Origin of the sequence: Shimia haliotis, assembly GCF_900114415.1 — a bacterium.
Classification (GTDB): domain Bacteria; phylum Pseudomonadota; class Alphaproteobacteria; order Rhodobacterales; family Rhodobacteraceae; genus Shimia; species Shimia haliotis.
In genome coordinates this window covers 67,903-86,808 of sequence record NZ_FOSZ01000001.1, presented here as the reverse complement: position 1 = coordinate 86,808, position 18,906 = coordinate 67,903, and the positions used below count along the sequence as shown (strand labels likewise).

The 18,906-nt window shown below is 57.7% G+C and carries 15 protein-coding genes; 8 read left to right on the top strand and 7 right to left on the bottom strand.

The genetic code is table 11. The features are described 5' to 3' along the window. Positions 1-15: 15 nt before the first annotated feature. The 4 genes from BM069_RS00405 to BM069_RS00390 all read right to left on the bottom strand — a co-directional run bounded on the left by BM069_RS00405 (position 16) and on the right by BM069_RS00390 (position 5,149). Positions 16-1,293: a DUF3422 family protein gene (locus tag BM069_RS00405; protein WP_093318903.1), complete on the bottom strand. Its 1,278-nt coding sequence runs from the start codon at positions 1,291-1,293 to the stop codon at positions 16-18. A gap of 229 nt (positions 1,294-1,522) precedes the next feature. Next, positions 1,523-2,965: an NAD(P)(+) transhydrogenase (Re/Si-specific) subunit beta gene (locus BM069_RS00400; protein WP_093318901.1), complete on the bottom strand. Its 1,443-nt coding sequence runs from the start codon at positions 2,963-2,965 to the stop codon at positions 1,523-1,525. Positions 2,966-2,977: 12 nt separating this feature from the next. Next, positions 2,978-4,549, bottom strand: coding sequence for a Re/Si-specific NAD(P)(+) transhydrogenase subunit alpha (locus BM069_RS00395; RefSeq protein WP_093318898.1), 1,572 nt, complete (start codon positions 4,547-4,549; stop codon positions 2,978-2,980). 135 nt (positions 4,550-4,684) lie between these two features. Further along, a complete protein-coding gene (locus BM069_RS00390) occupies positions 4,685-5,149 on the bottom strand; it encodes a methyltransferase family protein (protein ID WP_093318896.1) in 465 nt (154 codons plus the stop codon). Between the two features lie 289 nt (positions 5,150-5,438). On the opposite strand from BM069_RS00390, the gene BM069_RS00385 reads away from it, so the two are divergent. Beyond that, positions 5,439-6,191, top strand: coding sequence for an SDR family NAD(P)-dependent oxidoreductase (locus BM069_RS00385; protein WP_093318893.1), 753 nt, complete (start codon positions 5,439-5,441; stop codon positions 6,189-6,191). Between the two features lie 324 nt (positions 6,192-6,515). Next, on the top strand, positions 6,516-7,766 hold the full coding sequence (locus BM069_RS00380) for an NAD-dependent epimerase/dehydratase family protein (RefSeq protein WP_093318891.1): 1,251 nt from the start codon (positions 6,516-6,518) through the stop codon (positions 7,764-7,766). 128 nt (positions 7,767-7,894) lie between these two features. Here the strand turns inward: BM069_RS00380 and BM069_RS00375 are convergent, their stop codons facing one another. From BM069_RS00375 to BM069_RS00365, 3 genes are all read right to left on the bottom strand, one after another. After that, positions 7,895-8,674, bottom strand: coding sequence for a gamma-glutamyl-gamma-aminobutyrate hydrolase family protein (locus BM069_RS00375; RefSeq protein ID WP_093318888.1), 780 nt, complete (start codon positions 8,672-8,674; stop codon positions 7,895-7,897). A 74-nt stretch (positions 8,675-8,748) separates the two neighbouring features. Continuing rightward, positions 8,749-9,174 carry a GlcG/HbpS family heme-binding protein gene (locus BM069_RS00370; protein ID WP_093318886.1) on the bottom strand — a complete coding sequence of 142 codons (426 nt, stop codon included), beginning with the start codon at positions 9,172-9,174 and terminating at the stop codon, positions 8,749-8,751. Between the two features lie 52 nt (positions 9,175-9,226). Next, positions 9,227-11,374, bottom strand: coding sequence for a malate synthase G (locus BM069_RS00365; protein ID WP_093318884.1), 2,148 nt, complete (start codon positions 11,372-11,374; stop codon positions 9,227-9,229). Positions 11,375-11,592: 218 nt separating this feature from the next. Between BM069_RS00365 and pepN the strand changes: the two genes are divergently transcribed. The 6 genes from pepN to BM069_RS00335 all read left to right on the top strand — a co-directional run bounded on the left by pepN (position 11,593) and on the right by BM069_RS00335 (position 18,827). Next, positions 11,593-14,178 carry an aminopeptidase N gene (gene pepN, locus BM069_RS00360; RefSeq protein WP_093318881.1) on the top strand — a complete coding sequence of 862 codons (2,586 nt, stop codon included), beginning with the start codon at positions 11,593-11,595 and terminating at the stop codon, positions 14,176-14,178. Next, the gene (locus BM069_RS00355; protein WP_093318879.1) at positions 14,178-14,606 is read left to right on the top strand and encodes a hypothetical protein; all 429 of its coding nucleotides are present in this window, start codon (positions 14,178-14,180) and stop codon (positions 14,604-14,606) included. The genes pepN and BM069_RS00355 overlap by 1 nt, the downstream gene beginning before the upstream one ends. Before the next feature lie 113 nt (positions 14,607-14,719). Continuing rightward, on the top strand, positions 14,720-16,024 hold the full coding sequence (locus tag BM069_RS00350; protein ID WP_093318876.1) for a hypothetical protein: 1,305 nt from the start codon (positions 14,720-14,722) through the stop codon (positions 16,022-16,024). A gap of 86 nt (positions 16,025-16,110) precedes the next feature. Next, positions 16,111-17,622, top strand: coding sequence for an Asp-tRNA(Asn)/Glu-tRNA(Gln) amidotransferase subunit GatB (gene gatB, locus BM069_RS00345; protein WP_093318874.1), 1,512 nt, complete (start codon positions 16,111-16,113; stop codon positions 17,620-17,622). A gap of 175 nt (positions 17,623-17,797) precedes the next feature. Beyond that, complete coding sequence (locus tag BM069_RS00340) at positions 17,798-18,280, top strand: thioesterase family protein (RefSeq protein ID WP_093318871.1); 483 nt, start codon at positions 17,798-17,800, stop codon at positions 18,278-18,280. Between the two features lie 58 nt (positions 18,281-18,338). Continuing rightward, positions 18,339-18,827, top strand: coding sequence for a DUF4177 domain-containing protein (locus BM069_RS00335; protein WP_139216109.1), 489 nt, complete (start codon positions 18,339-18,341; stop codon positions 18,825-18,827). Positions 18,828-18,906: the final 79 nt, after the last annotated feature.

The window sequence follows — 18,906 nt, the reverse complement described above, 5'->3', positions numbered from 1 at the left end:
CCCTGGCGTCGCGCCTTATATCCGCGCCTTGATCCGTCGCACCATCCACCAGACCGCCAGCACCACAGGCACCGTCACCGCCGCGGTCAGCACGCCCTTGGACACGCCCAAAGGCCCTGCCAGCGGATAGACAAGATAGCCCAGCAGAGAAACCGCATAGTAGCTGATCGCCACCACAGACAGCCCCTCGACTGTCTCCTGCAAACGAAGCGCCAAATCCGCACGCCGGTCCATGCTCTCCAGCAAAGCTTGGTTCTGCGCCGAGCGCGAGACCTCAACCTTGGTGCGCAATAACTGCCCTGCCCGCCCGGCGCGATCCGCCAATGACTGCATCCGCGACTTGGTCGAGGCCACCGTCCGCATCGCAGGATCGTATCGGCGCGACATGAACTCTCCCATGGTCTGCCGCCCCATGAACCGCTCCTCGCGCAGCACAGTGATGCGCTGATGCACAATCGCTTCATAGGCCTCTGTGGCACCAAATCGGAACGAGGTGTCGGCAATCAGCTTCTCCAGATCGCCGGACAGGTCCAACAAACGGCCAAGTGTCTGATCCGGGTTTTCGTCGCTGCTGCGCAGATGCCCCATCAAGTCGGCCACTTCCGCCTCCAGTTGCCCCAACTGAGGCGCGATCGCCTTCACGCGGAAATAACCCAGCATCGACATCGACTTGTAGGTTTCAATCTCACACAGCCTTTGCACAACGCGCCCGATCCGGCGCTGTCCGGTGCCTTCGTTCACAAACAAAGCCATGCGCTGATGCCCTGCCGCGTCTATGCGGAAATCCGTGGCCACCAGACAGGATTTGTCCAACACGTTGCTCACCGCAATGCTCTCCGGCACAAACCAATTCGACAGTTCCTCATGGGCCTGCTCGGCCAGCGGCATCGCGTCGATGCGGATCAATGCCGATGTGATGCGCTTGCCCGGAGCGCGCGCAAGCCAGTCTTCGGGGAAGACCTCAAAGTCCGCCGGATCAAATGGCCGCACACTGAGCCGGTCGATGAACACGGTGAAGGTCACAAACTCCGCGTGCATCTCCCACTTGAGGCGATGACGCCCGATGGCACAGGAAAAATGCGTCGCGCCGGGCTGCGGGTGATGCGCGCCAAACCGGTCCAGCAGGTCATGCAGATGCGCCATTTCAGCATCTCTCGCCCCGCCGATCACATCAATGGATGTGCGCAATGCCAGAAACACCGCTGTCGCCGGTGCCGTCAGCGTTGGAAAGGGGCGCGCATGCAATTCATTGGCCAGTTTGTAGCGTAAAGGATGGTCATCAATAGGCGGCATCTAAAATCTCCGGTTTCACGGCAAGATAGCGACCCTAGGGAAACCTGTAAAGAATTTATAGTTTTCAATGACTTAGCTGAATACCGCGGTATACATCAGCCGATTTTCCTTTTTGAAACAAGCCCTCCAGGCCACAAGACCCGGGGCGCTGCCCCTGACCCCGAGGAAATTGGAGACCAAAAAAGGCGCCCCCGAAGGAGCGCCTCTCAATGTTTCATGTGACCTCGGATCAGTCGATCATGGTCAGCAGCTTATCAAGGCTGGCTTTCGCATCACCATAGAACATGCGCGTGTTCTCTTTGAAGAACAGCGGGTTCTCGATGCCGGAATAACCGGTACCTTGGCCACGCTTGGAAACAAACACCTGCTTCGCCTTCCAGCATTCCAAAACCGGCATGCCGGCGATGGGGCTGTTGGGGTCTTCCTGCGCTGCAGGGTTCACGATGTCGTTGGAGCCGATCACGATGGCCACATCCGTTTCCGGGAAGTCGTCATTGATCTCGTCCATTTCCAGCACGATGTCATAAGGCACTTTGGCTTCCGCCAGCAGCACGTTCATGTGACCGGGCAGACGGCCCGCAACCGGATGGATTGCGAAACGCACATTCTTGCCCTTGGCGCGCAGACGACGGGTCAGTTCCGCAACGTTCTGCTGAGCCTGAGCCACGGCCATGCCGTAGCCCGGGATGATCACTACGCTGTCGGCATCGTCCAGAGCGGCGGCAACGCCGTCTGCTTCGATGGCAACCTGTTCGCCTTCGACTTCCATCGCAGGACCCGTGGTCCCACCAAAGCCGCCGAGGATCACAGAGACAAACGAGCGGTTCATCGCCTTACACATGATGTAGCTGAGGATCGCACCAGACGAGCCCACCAGCGCACCCACAACGATCAGAAGGTCGTTGCCGAGCGAGAAGCCAATCGCCGCTGCTGCCCAACCGGAGTAGGAGTTCAGCATCGAGACAACCACCGGCATGTCCGCACCACCGATGCCCATGATCAGGTGATACCCGATAAATAGTGCCGCCAGAGTCAGGATCAGCAGAGGTAGAATGCCACCGGTGTTCAGATACCAGATCAGGCAAAGCAGAGACAAAGCCGCCGCGCCCGCGTTCAGCAGGTGACCACCAGGCAGCTTTTCCGCGTTGGAGGACACTTTGCCCGAGAGCTTGCCGTAAGCGATCACAGAGCCGGTGAAGGTCACAGCACCAATCCAGACGCCAAGCGACAACTCGACGAACAAGATGCTGATCTCAACCGCGGATTTCTTGGCGATCAGTTGACCGAATGCACCGAGGTCTTTCACCGCATCCATGCCAGACGCGTTGGCCGCTGCCGCGTTGCCGATCTCGAAATGTGCGTTGAAGCCAACAAAAACAGCCGCCAGACCAACCAGCGCGTGCATGCCGGCCACCAGTTCCGGCATCTGGGTCATTTCGACCTTGGACGCCAGTTGATAGCCGATCCAGCCACCCGCCGCGATCAGCGGAACGGACAGCCACCACAGGCCAGAACCCGGGCCGATGAGCGTGGCAAAAACCGCCAGCGCCATGCCGGTGATCCCGTACCACACTGCGCGTTTCGCGCTTTCCTGATTGCTCAGACCACCCAACGAGAGGATGAAGAGCACTGCCGCAACAACGTAAGCGGCGGTCGTAAAACCAAATTCCATTGCTCAACCTCCTTAGGATTTCTGGAACATGGCGAGCATGCGCCGTGTCACGAGGAAGCCGCCGAAGATATTGATCCCGGCCATAAAGACCGAAGCAGCGGCAAGCAGGATCACAAGGAACGACCCGGACCCGATCTGCATCAGGGCGCCCAGAATGATGATCGACGAAATCGCGTTGGTCACAGCCATCAGCGGGGTGTGCAGCGAGTGCGCAACGCCCCAGATCACCTGGAAGCCGACAAAGCAGGCCAGCACGAACACGATAAAGTGCTGCATGAAGCTGGCCGGCGCCACCAGACCCAGCAGAAGGATCAAGGCACCACCGCCACCGAGCAGCATCACCTGCTGTTTGGTCTGCGCTTTGAACGCTGCCACTTCGGCTGCGCGCTTTTCTTCCGGTGTCAGTTCCGGAACAACCTCTTTCGGTTTGGCCGCAATCGCCTGCACTTTCGGCGGGGGTGGCGGGAAGGTGATGTCACCTTCAAACGTCACGGTCGCGCCGCGGATCACGTCATCTTCCATGTCGTGATTGACCTGACCGTCTTTCTCGGGCGTCAGGTCGGTCATCATGTGACGGATGTTGGTCGCATAAAGGGTCGAAGCCTGAGCGGCCATACGGCTCGGGAAGTCGGTATAGCCAACAATGGTCACGCCATTCTCGGTCACGATCTTCTCGTCCATCACGGTCAGCTTACAGTTGCCGCCCTTTTCCGCCGCCAGATCGACGATCACGGAACCCGGCTTCATCATGGCAACCATGTCTTCGGTCCAGAGTTCCGGCGCTTCGCGGTTCGGGATCAACGCGGTGGTGATCACGATGTCCACTTCGGGCGCCAGTTCGCGGAACTTCGCCAGCTGCGCGTTGCGGAATTCTTCAGACTGAACAGAGGCATAGCCGCCGGTGGCCGCGCCATCCTGCTGCTCTTCCTCAAAGTCGAGATAGACGAACTCGGCGCCCATCGATTCAACCTGTTCGGCCACTTCGGGACGCACGTCAAACGCCAGCGTGATCGCGCCCAGCGAGGTCGAGGTGCCAATCGCGGCCAGACCGGCAACGCCGGCGCCCACAACCAGAACTTTCGCTGGGGGAACCTTACCCGCCGCAGTCACCTGACCGGTGAAGAAGCGACCAAAGTTGTTGCCCGCCTCAATAACTGCGCGATACCCCGCAATGTTCGCCATCGAGGACAGAGCGTCCATTTTCTGCGCCCGCGAGATACGCGGCACCATTTCCATGGCGATCACGTTCGCCCCTTTGGCTTTGGCGGCTTCCATGCCTTCTTCGTTGCCCGCTGGGTTGAAGAAAGAGATCAGCGTCTTGTCACTGGTCAGGCGTTTCAGCTCTGTCGCATCCGGCTGGCGCACCTTGGCCACGATATCGCAAGCCTTCCAGAGGCCCGCCGCGGTCTTGATGACCTCAACGCCTGCATCTTCATAAGACGCATCCGTGAAACCTGCATTGGCACCAGCGCCCGCTTCGATCGCGCACTCGTAGCCCAGTTTCATGAGCTGTTTGGCAGAGTCCGGAGTCATCGCGACCCGGTTTTCCCCGTCAAACACCTCTTTGGGTGTTCCGATTTTCACCTTTCTTATCCCCCTTTGGTCGTGGAGCAATAATATTTCACGCAGACAATGCTGCACTTGCAGAAAGTTTTAACGCCACCTGTGATGCTGCACAAGCAAACAGAGGCCCTCCCGTATTTCTGCGACGCAACGGCATCACATCCACCGCCTGACTTTTTCGCAGTACTTTGCGAAATCCATGCGAAAGATACGACGAAGACGATTTTCTTCCGGAATGACAAAACGCCGTTCCAGAAGCCATAGAAACAAAGGTACAAGCGGCAGTGCGAGGACCGCGTCCCAGTAAAGGATCAGCCCTGCAAGCACCATCACATCGCCCAGATAGATCGGATTGCGCGTGCGGCTAAAGATGCCCGATTGCACCAGTCGCGCACTGTCATGATGAGGATGAATGGTGGTTTTCTGCCGGCGCATCTCATAGATCGCCAGCGCCATCAGCAGAATCCCTCCGCCGACCAACAGCCCGCCAAGAAGATCTGCCCACACAGGGCCAAAGCTCAATCCCATCGAAAAATACCGCGCTTGGACCCATGCCAACACCAGTGCGACAACAAGCCAGACTGGCGGTAGGTCAAACCACCGACTCCGGGTCTCGGTCATGCACAGGCTCCTCTACTGGCTTGCGGCGCTTCGTGCACCTGGTCCGCCGTGCGGCGTTCCATTCGGTTTAGCGATGTTTTGCCGTGACGCAACGGCACAAAATGCCCCAACAAGCAAAAAGGACAGAAAGCCTGCACTTTTGCGCCAAACGGGACACCTTTCACGCAATGATCCGCCTGCAAGCCCCCAAAATGTCCCTCAAAGTGACGGCGCGGCGTTTGGCCTGTGTCCGCTTGCCTGCGCCCGCCAAGCCGCCCATCCTGCCAACAACGAGACAAGGGAGAACATCATGTCATTGCAAGGCAAACACGCATTGGTCACTGGCGGCGGCACCGGCATCGGCCTCGCCATCGCTCAGGCCCTCGCGGCCGAAGGCGCAAACGTCACCATCACAGGCCGCCGTCTTGAGGTGCTTCAAGACGCCGCCACAGACAACATCCACCCGCTTGCCATGGATGTGGCAGACGAAGAGTCGATGGTTGACGGTGTCGCCGCTGCAGTGGCCGCGCGTGGCCCAATCCAGATTTGCGTCGCCAACGCAGGGATTGCCGAGGGTCGTGCCCTGCACAAAACCGACATGGCATTCTGGCGCAAGATGATGTCGATCAATATCGACGGCGTATTCCTTACCATCCGCGAAAGCCTGAAGTCGATGAACCAGACCGATTGGGGGCGCGTCATGGTGATTTCCTCCATCGCCGGTTTGCGCGGCCTGAAGGGCGCACCGGCCTATTCGACCTCAAAACACGCGGTCAACGGCATGATCAAATCTCTGGCCGCGGATTATGCGCTCAAGCCGATCACCTTCAATTCGATCTGCCCTGCCTACGTGGAAACCGCGATCATTGATCAGAACATTGAAAGCATCATGGCGCGTACCGGCTGTTCCGAAGAAGAAGCACGCCACATGATGGTGGGTGTGAACCCGCACGGCCGCCTGATCAAGCCCGAGGAGGTTGCCAACACAGCGCTGTATCTCTGTTCCGACCTCGCGGACTCTGTACGCGGTCAGACTTTGCAGGTCGCAGGCGGCGAGATGTAGCCCGTGCCCGTGCCCTCATCGCAATTCATGATGAGGGCACAAAACACTTCGCGACCGCCACCACACCAACTGGCGTGTTGCGCTTGAATGAACCCGACAACGCCATCAAAACCGATCTCTCAATTTTCTTTACGCGCCCCCGCCGCGCCAATAGTCTACTTTCACAACACAGTGCGCTCAGAGCCAAATTACTCACCACACACTTTGCCCTGAATTGCACTACCGACATGAAGTTGCCTGTATCACTCACCCTTTCCCAAGGGAGGCAGGAACGAAAACCCAGCGCTTCGTGCTGGCATAAGGAGAACGCGCGTGAAAAAAGTTATGGTAATTGGCGGAGATGGTTTTTGCGGTTGGCCGACCTCTCTTTATCTCAGCGAAAAGGGCTACGACGTGACAATCGTCGACAACCTTTCACGCCGAAAAATCGACAATCGCCTGGGCGTGGTAAGTCTGACACCCATCAAATCTACGCAAGAGCGTATCGAGGCGTGGAAAGAAGTCAGCGGCAAATCCATCAAGTTCGTCGAACTGGACGTGGCGCAAGAGTTCGATGATCTGGCCATTTTGCTTGGTGAATTGAAACCTGACGCAGTTGTACATTTTGGAGAGCAACGCTCTGCCCCCTATTCCATGCGGGGCGCCTGCCCCAAACGATACACTGTCGACAACAACATCAACGCGACCCACAATCTTCTCGCAGCTTTGGTGCTGCTGGATCTCGACGCGCACGTCGTTCACCTCGGTACCATGGGCGTATACGGCTATGACGGCGCGGGCTTGGAGATTCCGGAGGGCTACCAGCAGATCATGGTGCGGGGCGAAGAAAACGTCATCCACAACCGCGAGATTCTGTATCCATCCAATCCGGGCAGCATCTATCACATGACAAAAACCATGGATCAGCTGATGTTCCAGTTCTACGCAAAGAACGACGACATCCGCATCACCGACCTTCATCAAGGCATTGTCTGGGGCACTCAAACCGACCAGACCCGCCGCGACGAGCGGCTGATCAACCGTTTTGCCTACGACGGTGACTATGGCACCGTGCTCAACCGCTTCCTGATGCAAGCTGCCATTGGCTACCCCCTCACGGTACACGGCACTGGCGGTCAAACCCGTGCTTTCATCCATATCAGCGATACTGTGCGTTGCGTCGAATTGGCCATCTCCAACCCGCCGGCGAAAGGGGACCGCCCTGTCATCCGCAACCAAATGACCGAGACGCACCGTGTACGTGAACTCGCGGAGTTGGTGGCGCGTCTAACCGGTGCGAAGGTGGCCATGGTGGACAACCCACGCAAAGAGGCCGCGGAAAATGATCTGCGTGTATCAAATGCCAGCTTCCTCAAGCTTGGCCTTCACCCGACCACATTGGCCGAGGGCCTGATGAACGACACCTATCAGGTGGCGCAAAAATATGCGGATCGGATTAACCGTGAACGGGTGGCAGCCTCCACGATTTGGACCAAAAACCAGAAACCAGGCGTCGTCACAGTTGAAGCACTGGAAGATGGAAAAGCGCGCGGCGATACTGGCGATGTCGTGCAAATCCAAGACCGGGCGGGATAGTTTTACCTGAGAGGGGCTTTTAAAACAAAAGCCTTTTTCCCGGCCAACACGGCCTGCCATCGCTTTACCTGTTCGAAGATGCTGTTTTGCGTACCGACGTCATACCGACACAAAACAGACCGTGATTTTTATGCGGATTTGAGCACCGACACAGGCCGTTTTCCTTCGGCCCAGGCATGCACCGCCTGTCCGAAGGATTCGAAAAGCGGACGGCTCACCGGATCGTTCGCCGCGTCCCACTCCGGATGCCATTGTACAGACAACGTGAACCCCGGCGCGCCGTCGATATAGATCGCCTCGGGCGTTCCATCCGGCGCATGGCCATCGATCACAACACGGCGACCAGCACGCTTGATGCCTTGGCCATGCAGGGTGTTGGTCATCACCTCTTGTGCTCCGAACAAACGGTGGAACACTCCGTTCTCTTCAAAGCGCACGGTGTGGCGCAGGGCAAACTTCTCTTCCAGTGTACCATCGGGCGGCATACGGTGGTTGTCCCGTCCCGGAAGGTCACGAATTTCGGGGTAAAGGCTGCCACCCATGGCAACGTTAACCTCCTGAAATCCCCTGCAAATTCCAAAAAACGGCTGACCATTTTCCACACAGGCCCGAACCAAAGGCAAAACGATTGCATCTCGCGCACGGTCAAATGCGCCATGCGCCTCGGTTGCCGCTTCGCCGTATTCCTCTGGGTGTACGTTGGGTCGGCCACCGGTCAGAAGAAAGCCGTCACAGGTCTCCATCAATTCGTCAATTGAAACAAATCTGGGGTCTGCGGGGATCAGCAACGGCATACATTCCGACACGCTGGCCACCGCCTCAGAGTTCATTTCTCCGCCCGCATGCGCAGGATATTGGTCGTTGATCAGATATTGGTTGCCGATGATACCGACGACAGGGCGCGCCATGAAAAGCCTCGTGATTTGCTGTGCCGCCCACCATAGGCGGCACCTGAGCCAAACGAAACCCCTTGCCCGCGACGTCAGATTTCGCCGGTCAGACCCGCCGCCTCAATGCCCGCCATTGCGGCGATTGCATCATTGTCAGACGTGTCGCCAGTCACGCCGACAGCGCCAATGACCTCGCCCTTTTTGCCGCGCAACAGAACGCCCCCAGGCACAGGGATCACCGCCCCGCCATAAGCCCCGTTCACGGCTGCCATGAAATAGGCCTGCTGTTCTGCACGCGCCATCTGCGCTGTGCCGGCCATGCCCAGCATCACGCTGCCATAGGCCTTGCCATGGGCAATTGCAAACCGCCCTGGTGCGGCGCCGTCTTCACGCTCAAACGCCTGCACATGACCACCGGCATCCAGCACCACGACGGACAGCGGCTTAAGCTCCATTTCCCGGCCTTTTTCCAGGGCCTTGCGGATAATCGTGCGCGCCTTGCGCAGTGAAATAGTCATCTCTTTCTCCCGACGAATAGAAAGGGGCAGTGTGTTCCACCGCCCCTTCAAATCAACCCTGTGCTTTCAGCTCCAGTCGCCGCGCATGCAGCACTGGTTCGGTGTAACCCGACGGCTGCACCCGTCCCTTAAAGACCAGATCACAGGCCGCTTGGAATGCCACGCCGGAGAAGTCAGGCGCCATCGGGCGATAGCTCGCGTCACCAGCGTTCTGACGGTCTACCACGGCCGCCATTTTCTGCATTGCAGCCATCACTTGCGCCTCGCTGACAACGCCATGATGCAGCCAATTCGCCAATCCTTGCGACGAGATCCGGCAGGTCGCGCGGTCTTCCATCAGGCCCACATCATTGATGTCCGGCACCTTGGAGCATCCAACACCCTGATCAATCCAGCGCACCACATAGCCCAGAATGCCTTGCGCGTTGTTTTCCACCTCAGCAGCAATTTCTTCATCAGACAGGTTCTGCCCGTCCATCACCGGCACCGTGAGCAAGTCGTCCAGCGTTCCACGGGCCCCGCCAGCCTTGATCTCTTCCTGACGCGCCAGAACATCAACTTCGTGGTAGTGCGTCGCGTGCAGTGTTGCGGCGGTTGGCGACGGCACCCAAGCGCAGTTCGCGCCAGACTTTGGATGACCAATTTTCTGCTCGAGCATCGCACCCATCAGATCGGGCATGGCCCACATGCCCTTACCGATCTGCGCCTTGCCCTGAAGGCCACAGGCCAGTCCGATGTCAACGTTGCGATCTTCGTAGGACAAAATCCAAGGTGTTGTTTTCATTTCACCTTTACGCAGGAAGGCGCCCGCTTCCATCGAGGTGTGGATTTCATCACCTGTACGGTCAAGGAAGCCCGTGTTGATGAAGGCCACACGCCCCTTGGCGGCGCGAATGCATTCTTTGAGGTTCACCGAGGTGCGGCGTTCCTCATCCATAATGCCCATCTTTACCGTGTTGCGCGGAAGGCCGAGGATATCCTCAACCTTGGCAAAGATCTCATCGGAGAAAGCAACCTCTTCGGGTCCGTGCATTTTCGGCTTCACAACATAGACCGAGCCATGTTCCGAATTGCCGCCCTCAGATTGCAGGTCGTGCATCGCGATCATCACCGTGACCAGCGCATCCATCAGACCTTCACCAATCTCGTTGCCGTCCCGATCCAGAACCGCAGGATTGGTCATCAGGTGGCCGACATTGCGCACCAGCATCAGAGCGCGGCATTTCACTGTGAAGGTGCTGCCATCCGGCGCGGTATAGGTTGCGTCGTCATGCAGCTTACGAGTGAAGCTTTTTCCGCCCTTCGTAACCTCTTCCGCCAGATCGCGTTTCATCAGGCCAAGCCAGTTGCCATAGGCCACAACTTTGTCTTCCGCATCCACACAGGCCACGGAATCCTCGCAATCCATGATGGTCGACATGGCGCTTTCAAGATTCACAGCCGCAATGCCCGCAGGATCTGTCACACCCGGCCCAACGCCGCGGTTCATAAGAACTTCAATCTTCAGGTGGTTGTTTTCCAGAAGAACACCGGTCCAGTCGCCCTGTGTCATGTGACCGAGGTATTTGCTCGGATCTATCAGAGACACTTCGCCGTCCGCCGTGGCCAGTGCGAGTTTCTCTCCGACAGCGATCGACGTGACATCGGCCCATTTAGCCCCATCAAGCGGCGCAGCCTTGTCCAGAAAGCCTTTGGCCCAGTCGATCACTCGCGCTCCGCGCGCCTCGTCATAACCACTGCCAGTGGGCAAATCGCCCAGCACATCCGTACCATAAAGCGCATCATAAAGGTTGCCCCACCGGGCATTGGCTGCATTCAAAGCAAAACGCGCATTGGTGATTGGCACCACCAACTGCGGGCCGGGGATAGCAGCGATTTCTGGATCAACATTCGCGGTTTCCACCGAAAAATCCGGACCTTCCGGAACGAGATACCCGATCTCTTCCAAAAACGCCTTGTAGGCCGCCGGATCATGGACCTGACCTTTTTGAGCAAGGTGCCACGCGTCCACTTGTTGCTGGATGCTTTCGCGCTTGTCCAGCAGCGCGCGGTTGCGTGGTCCGAACTCATGCGCCAGTGTGCTCAGGCCCTGCCAAAAAGTGTCGGCGCTGATGCCGGTGCCGGGCAATGCGCGTTCCTCCACAAAGGCAACAAGCTCCGTCGCAACCTGCAACCCTTGTTTTTCGATACGCTCCACCATCGCGCCGCTCCCTAATTTTTCTCACCTACCTTTCCAATTAGAACATGAGTTTCCGATAGGCAACAAAACTGGTCTTTTTTCTTTACCAAAAACAATTTCTTGAAAAACACGAAAACAGCCTCGTCGTTTTCTTGAGCAACCAGACAATCCAAGACATCCTCTTGCGGGCGGGGCCGGATAAGATACATCTTGCCCAAACCCAATTCACGGAGCCAGTGATGACCAACGCAGCCCCCAAAACGATCTATCTCAAGGACTACGCACCTTTTGGCTGGATCATTGATGATGTGCACCTGACCTTTCGGCTGCACCCAACGGCGACACGCGTGATTTCCCGTATCCGGGTCCGGCCTGACTATGACGTCCCGAGCCGCCCTTTCATGCTGCACGGTGAAGGGCTCACGCATATCTCGGCCAAGGTCGACGGACACGACGCCGTGATCACCGAAGTCGACGGCGGCATCGAGGTCGACGTGCCACACGCACCGTTCAACTGGGAGGCCGAGGTCGAGATCAACCCCGAGGCCAACACCGCGCTGGAGGGGCTCTATATGTCAAACGGCATGTACTGCACCCAGTGTGAGGCCGAAGGATTTCGCAAGATCACATGGTATCCGGACCGCCCCGACGTGATGGCGCAATTCACCGTGCGCATTGAAAGCGACGCGGACCACACGCCGGTCATGCTTTCTAATGGCAACGGGCTTTACTACGCTCAGGATAACACGCAGTCCCCTGCCCCCAATGTCTCGATCTATCAGGATCCGTGGCCCAAGCCGGCCTATCTTTTCGCTTTGGTCGCCGGTGATCTGGTCGCGCATGAGGACAAGTTCACCACCATGTCGGGCCGTGAGGTCGATCTGGCAATCTATGTGCGCCCCGGCGATGAGCACAAATGCGCCTTCGGTATGGAGGCCCTGAAGAAGTCGATGAAATGGGACGAAGACGTCTATGGCCGTGAATACGATCTGGACGAGTTCAACATTGTCGCTGTGGATGATTTCAACATGGGCGCGATGGAAAACAAAGGGCTGAATATTTTCAACAGTTCCTGCGTTCTCGCGAGCCCTGAAACGTCGACCGATGGCAACTTTGAGCGCATCGAAGCCATCATCGCGCATGAATATTTCCACAATTGGACCGGCAACCGCATCACCTGCCGCGACTGGTTCCAACTCTGCCTCAAGGAAGGCCTGACGGTTTTCCGCGACGCCCAGTTCACCGCCGACATGCGCTCCGAGCCGGTGAAACGCATTGATGACGTGATTGCCCTGCGCGCGCGCCAATTCCCCGAAGATCAAGGCCCGTTGAGCCATCCGGTCCGGCCCGAGAGCTTTCAGGAGATCAACAACTTCTACACTGCCACCGTTTATGAAAAGGGCGCCGAGGTCATCGGCATGCTCAAGACGCTGGTTGGTGATGAGGCTTATGCCAAGGCGCTTGATCTCTATTTTGATCGCCACGACGGGCAAGCCTGCACGATCGAGGACTGGATCACCGTATTTGAGGACAGCACGGGGCGCGATCTAAGCCAGTTCAAGCTGTGGTATTCACAGTCCGGCACGCCGACCGTGAGTGTGCGCGAAGAGTATAAGGACGACACCTTTACCCTGCACTTCAGCCAATCCAGCGCGCCAACACCCGGACAGGATGAAAAACTGCCGCAAGTGATCCCTGTTGCTGTGGGCTTGCTGAACGACAATGGTGACGAAGTGCTGCCCACACAGATTGTCGAATTGACCCAAGCCGAACAAAGCATCTCTTTCAACGGCCACGCCACACGCCCGATTCCTTCTGTGCTGCGCGGCTTCTCTGCTCCGGTGACACTCACACAAGACATCGACAATGCGCGACGCGCCTTTCTGTTGGCGCATGACACCGATGCCTTCAACCGCTGGGAAGCGGGCCGCATGCTGGCGCGTGACAGCCTGTTAAGCGCGATCCGCACAGGGGCGGCGCCCAATGCCGACTATCTGGACGGCCTCAAAGCGCTTCTTCGGGATGACAGCCTCGATCCGGCCTATCGGGCTCTGATGTTGGCACAACCGACGCAATCGGAACTGGCGGGTGTGCTTCATCAAGATGGCGACACCCCCGATCCCGCCACCATCCATACCGCAAGCGAGGCCATGCGACAGGCCAAAGCCGACGCATTTGCCGACATCCTGCCTGATCTCTATGCCGCCAATCAGGTCGACGGCCCCTTCTCGCCGGATGCGGTGGCTGCAGGCAAACGGGCGCTGGCCAACTCTGCCTTGGGCCTGATCACAAAGCTGGACGGAGGCGCAACCGCGGCCAAGCAATACGCCAAGGCCGACAATATGACCCTGCAACTCGCGTCCCTGAGCGCGCTTCTGGACGCCGATGCAGGCGATGACGCTTTGCAGGCTTTCTATGACCAATGGCGTGACGACAGGCTGGTGATCGACAAGTGGTTCTCGCTTCAGGTGATGCACGCCAAGCCCGAAACCTTGGCCGACACCACAGCGCGCCTGACCAACCACATCGACTTTGACTGGAAGAACCCCAACCGCTTCCGCGCTGTGATGGGTATGCTGGCCGCGCATCACGCCGGCTTTCACCACGAAAGCGGCGCAGCTTACACGCTTTTGGCGGAGTGGCTGATCAAACTGGATCCCGTGAACCCGCAAACCACCGCCCGCATGTGCAGCGCCTTCCAGACCTGGAAACGCTATGACGCGGATCGTCAGGCAAAGATCGCGACCCAGCTGGAGCGCATCGCGGCCCAACCCAACCTGAGCCGCGACACCGCCGAAATGATCTCGCGCATTCGGGGGGCCTGATGCCGGATCCACTGACCTTTACCCATCACGGCCGCAATCCCCGTACCTTTATGGCGCTGGCGATTGCAGTTGTGATCCTCGGTGGTCTCAAAGCCATTGGCACCACGACTTGGATTCTCGCCATTCTCGGCATTTTCGCGGTACCCGCGCTGATCGACGTGCTGCTCAATCCCGTATCGACTTTTTCGCTCGCCGAGGGTGTGCTGCGGTGGAAAAGTGCAACGCAAGAGGCAGAAATGCGCACGGATCAAATCCGGTCGGCGCGTTTTGACACGCGTCTGGACATCTCGGTGCGGGCGACGCTGACGATGGTCGATGGCTCTAAGGTGCGCATTCCAAACGATGTTTTGCCATCTCCGGACCGATTGCAGGCCACTTTGGAGGCCTATGACATCCCCGTAGAACGGCATCATTTCCGCGTCATGTGACGCGCAGCAATTCGGGCAGAGTCAGGACCGCCTGACCGTATGATTTCAACTTGGTGCCCAACTTTGGCCTAAGTGGACCTGCATCTTGTTCGCAAGGATAGGAGCAGTCAAAAATGAAATTCTTCTCGTTGGATAAGACCGATGTGTCTTCTGCGGCTGAGCCCGCGTTGAAGAAACTGTCGCAGACATTTTACGGCAGTCATGCGGTCTCCGACTCTGACCAGCACGAAGAAGAAGGGCACTCCGTCAAGGACTTGCTGCACCGTTTGCAAATCCCTGTGAACACCGACACACCGGATCAGCTGGAAAGCGATCAGACACGTGACCGTGGTCTGTTTCTGGCCCGTCAGGAGCGGTGGGAAGATCTCGAGGATCAGATCCGCACTTATGATCAGAACCGCACCACCACATCCGCTGGAACCCCGTTGGCGGAATTGATGTTGTTTGGCGCGCGGGCCGATGTTGTGCGCGCGGCAGAGCACGCTTTGTTGCACGGTCATCCGGCGCGGGGTGCGGACTTCTTTGCCGGCATCGAAGCCTTGGAATATATGCTCGAAGACTATCCCGACAGCTACCCGCTGGCTCTGATCGTGGCCCATATGCACATCGACATTGGCTGGGCATGGCGCGGGGCCGCGGCCAAGGAGGACGTGCGTGAACTCAATCGCGAGGCTTTTCAGGCCCATTTTGAACGCGCAGAATCCATTCTAAGCCGCTTCTGCCCGACCAAACACCATTCTCCTGCCCTGTCCGCCGCGCGCTGTGCGTTGCTGCCGGGCATGCAAAACCCGACCGAAAAGCTCTGCACCGAGTTTGAGGCGTTGATTGCCCTTGATCCGGCCAACCCGCGGCACATGCGGGCGCTTGGAAACTATCTGCTGCCACGTTGGTACGGAGATTTCGAACAGCTTGACCTTCAGGCCCGTCGCATCGCCGCGCGCACCTATGACCTTTGGGGCGCAGGTGCCTATGCATGGGTGTGGTTTGATGCGCTGTTGGTGGACCCGCGCGGCCTCGAAATGGTTGAAATCGAATACTTTCTCGACGGCGTCGACGATGCCCTAAGCCGCTGTGGAGACCAACACTCGGCCAATCTGATGGCGGCGCATCTGTTCCGCAGTTGGCAGTCTGCACGCGAACAATACAGCGAAAACGGCTTCCGACCGGACCTGCCGCCGGCCCTTCGCGACGGTTTTGACATGGTAGTGCATGATTATTTGCGCGAGATTCACCCGCTGATTTGGGGGCATGCCGAAATCGGCTTTGAAAACACATCGCGTATCATTTCGCGTGAGCGCCTTGCGGCGAAGGGGCGGGACATCGCTCTGCAAGCAGTGGCCATGCCGTTTATGTCGGGCCTGCAAAACGGGCAAACCGTTTATTTCACGCCTGACGGTATCACCCAGATCAACCCCTAAGCAGGCTGGAAACCACCTGCCCTCTTGCTCCCGATCCTTGGCTGGCCTAGAACGCAGTCCAGCCATAGATTCAAGGAGCCTGAGCGATGCTCGACCTGACATATGAGACCCCCAAGCCCAAAATCGTCGCGGGCGCCAAACATGACTGGGAACTGGTCATCGGGATGGAGGTACACGCACAGGTTTCTTCCAATGCGAAACTGTTTTCGGGTGCCTCCACAAAATTTGGCAACGAACCCAACTCCAACGTGGCATTTGTTGACAGCGCCATGCCTGGAATGCTGCCTGTTATCAATGAGTTCTGCGTTGAACAGGCTGTCCGCACCGGACTTGGCCTGAACGCGGAAATCCATCTGAAATCGGCATTTGACCGCAAGAACTATTTCTATCCTGACCTGCCGCAGGGCTATCAAATCAGCCAGCTTTATGAACCCATCGTAGGCGAAGGCGAAATCCTTGTGGACATGGAACCGGGTGTTGCGCGCAACGTGCGTGTGGAGCGTATCCACCTTGAGCAAGACGCCGGCAAATCGGTACACGACATGGACCCGAACCTGTCGTTTGTAGACCTGAACCGGACTGGTGTGGCGCTGATGGAAATCGTCAGCCGCCCCGACATTCGCGGCCCTGAAGAGGCAGCGGCCTATGTTCTGAAACTGCGCCAGATCCTGCGCTATCTCGGCACATGCGACGGCAACATGCAGAACGGCAACCTGCGGGCTGACGTGAACGTGTCGATCTGCCGTCCGGGTCAATACGAGAAGTATATGGAAACACAAGACTTCTCGCATCTTGGCACCCGCTGCGAGATCAAGAACATGAACTCCATGCGCTTTATCCAGATGGCGATCATGGTGGAAGCCGAGCGCCAAATCAAAATCGTCGAGGCTGGCGGCACTGTGGATCAGGAAACCCGCCTTTATGATCCGGACCGCAACGAGACCCGCTCGATGCGCTCCAAGGAAGAAGCGCACGACTACCGCTATTTCCCTGACCCCGACCTGCTGCCGCTGGAGATCGAACAGGGCTGGGTGGATGACATTGCCAAGAACTTGCCGGAACTGCCCGACCAGAAAAAGAACCGCTTTATCAGCGACTTCGGCCTGTCAGAATATGACGCATCGGTTCTGACCGCCGAGAAAGAAAACGCGGACTACTTTGAGGCTGTCGCAGATGGGCGCAATGGCAAACTGGCCGCGAACTGGGTCATCAACGAGCTGTTTGGCCGTCTGAAAAAAGAAGAGCACGACATCACCGAAAGCCCGATTTCGCCCACCCAACTGGGCGGTATTTTGGACCTGATCGCGAGTGACGCCATCTCAGGCAAGATCGCCAAAGACCTGTTTGAGATCGTCTATACTGAGGGCGGTGATCCGGCGAAGATCGTCGAAGAGCGCGGCATGAAACAGGTCACGGACACCGGCGCCATTGAGGCCGCTCTGGACGAGATCATCGCGGCCAACCCTGCACAGGTTGAAAAGGCACAGATCAACCCGAAACTGGCGGGCTGGTTTGTCGGTCAGGTGATGAAAGCCACGGGTGGCAAGGCCAACCCGAAGGCGGTGAACGAACTGGTCGCCAAGAAGCTTCAGGGCTAATTTTCCCTGTCGGTATCACGTCGGTAAAACGTAGGTATTGCGTCGGTGCCAGAAATGGCGCCGACGTTTTCATTTCGCCCCCCAAAAAGCCGCCGCGTCACCGTCTCACTTCCGGATTGCTCCAATCTGTTCCCGCAGCCATAACCGGACCTGACAAAGAAAAGTGGAGGCCCGCATGAACCTTGACGCCCCGTTCACATCCACATGGATGGACATCGACAAACAATGGCTGGATTACAACGGCCACCTGAACATGGCGTTTTACAACGTTCTGTTTGACCGCGGGGTCGATCAGATTTGGCTGGAGATGGGATTTGGCCCCGACTACCGCGAGCGTACCGGCAACACGACCTTTTCGGCCGAGTTCCACCTTTGCTACCTGCGCGAGCTGCATCTGGGCGACAAAGTGCGTGCAACCTTTCACCTGCTGGATTTCGACGAGAAACGCCTGCATTTCTATCAGGAACTTTGGCACGAGGACGGTTGGCTGTCCGCCACCGGCGAAGGCATCGGATTGCACATCGACCAAAGTGGCCCTCGTGTGGCGCCAATGCCAAATGACATCTACGACAATGTCTCTGCCTTGCACAAAGCGCATTCGGTTCTGCCCAAACCCGATCGGGTTGGCCGCGTGATGGGTATCCCGAAAAAGGCTTGAGGCACGCAAGCTCAAAAGGGTACACATGTCCGGTGCCACATAAGGCACCAGAGTTAAAGTGATTGAGACAATGATCTACGAGTACAAAGTTGTTCCCGCCCCGACCAAAGGCCAGAAGGCACGCGGCATCAAAGGTGCCGACGGGCGGTTTGCCAACGCTCTGGAAGCCAAAATGAACACGCTTGCTGCGGACCGGTGGGAATTTTTGCGCACCGAAACCCTGCCGAGCGAGGAACGCAGCGGATTGACGTCAACGGCAACCAAATATCGGTCAGTCATGGTGTTCCGTCGTCCCCGCGCGGATGATGCCAGCGCTTTTCAGCCCAAAGAGCTTGAGCACCCAAAGGCCGCGGAGCTGCCGGCCCCCGCCGCCGGAGCCGCGGCGGCTGCAAGTAACGAACCGCCCCTGACGTCCGAAGTTGATGAAATCACCCCTGATCGCGCTGTAGTTTCTCTGAGTGCAGAGGGCGACGGCAAAGATCACGCCGATGTCACCGACATCTCCGAAGCCGGCAAAAAACGCACAGACACCTCCGAACCAAGCTGATCGGTGTTGAAAAGACGGATTCTTGCGCAAATGTCTGGCAATTCACGCAAGAATTTCGCTGGAAATCCCGCTGAGTGAA

Bases quoted from the DNA above. Each gene is read 5' to 3' on its own strand.
- BM069_RS00350 (WP_093318876.1), top strand. From the start codon at position 14,720: ATGAAATTCTTCTCGTTGGATAAGACCGATGTGTCTTCTGCGGCTGAG.
- BM069_RS00390 (WP_093318896.1), bottom strand. From the start codon at position 5,149: ATGACCGAGACCCGGAGTCGGTGGTTTGACCTACCGCCAGTCTGGCTT.
- BM069_RS00370 (WP_093318886.1), bottom strand. From the start codon at position 9,174: ATGACTATTTCACTGCGCAAGGCGCGCACGATTATCCGCAAGGCCCTG.
- BM069_RS00385 (WP_093318893.1), top strand. From the start codon at position 5,439: ATGTCATTGCAAGGCAAACACGCATTGGTCACTGGCGGCGGCACCGGC.
- pepN (WP_093318881.1), top strand. From the start codon at position 11,593: ATGACCAACGCAGCCCCCAAAACGATCTATCTCAAGGACTACGCACCT.
- BM069_RS00375 (WP_093318888.1), bottom strand. From the start codon at position 8,674: ATGGCGCGCCCTGTCGTCGGTATCATCGGCAACCAATATCTGATCAAC.
- BM069_RS00355 (WP_093318879.1), top strand. From the start codon at position 14,178: ATGCCGGATCCACTGACCTTTACCCATCACGGCCGCAATCCCCGTACC.
- gatB (WP_093318874.1), top strand. From the start codon at position 16,111: ATGCTCGACCTGACATATGAGACCCCCAAGCCCAAAATCGTCGCGGGC.
- BM069_RS00365 (WP_093318884.1), bottom strand. From the start codon at position 11,374: ATGGTGGAGCGTATCGAAAAACAAGGGTTGCAGGTTGCGACGGAGCTT.
- BM069_RS00340 (WP_093318871.1), top strand. From the start codon at position 17,798: ATGAACCTTGACGCCCCGTTCACATCCACATGGATGGACATCGACAAA.
- BM069_RS00400 (WP_093318901.1), bottom strand. From the start codon at position 2,965: ATGGAATTTGGTTTTACGACCGCCGCTTACGTTGTTGCGGCAGTGCTC.
- BM069_RS00405 (WP_093318903.1), bottom strand. From the start codon at position 1,293: ATGCCGCCTATTGATGACCATCCTTTACGCTACAAACTGGCCAATGAA.
- BM069_RS00380 (WP_093318891.1), top strand. From the start codon at position 6,516: ATGGTAATTGGCGGAGATGGTTTTTGCGGTTGGCCGACCTCTCTTTAT.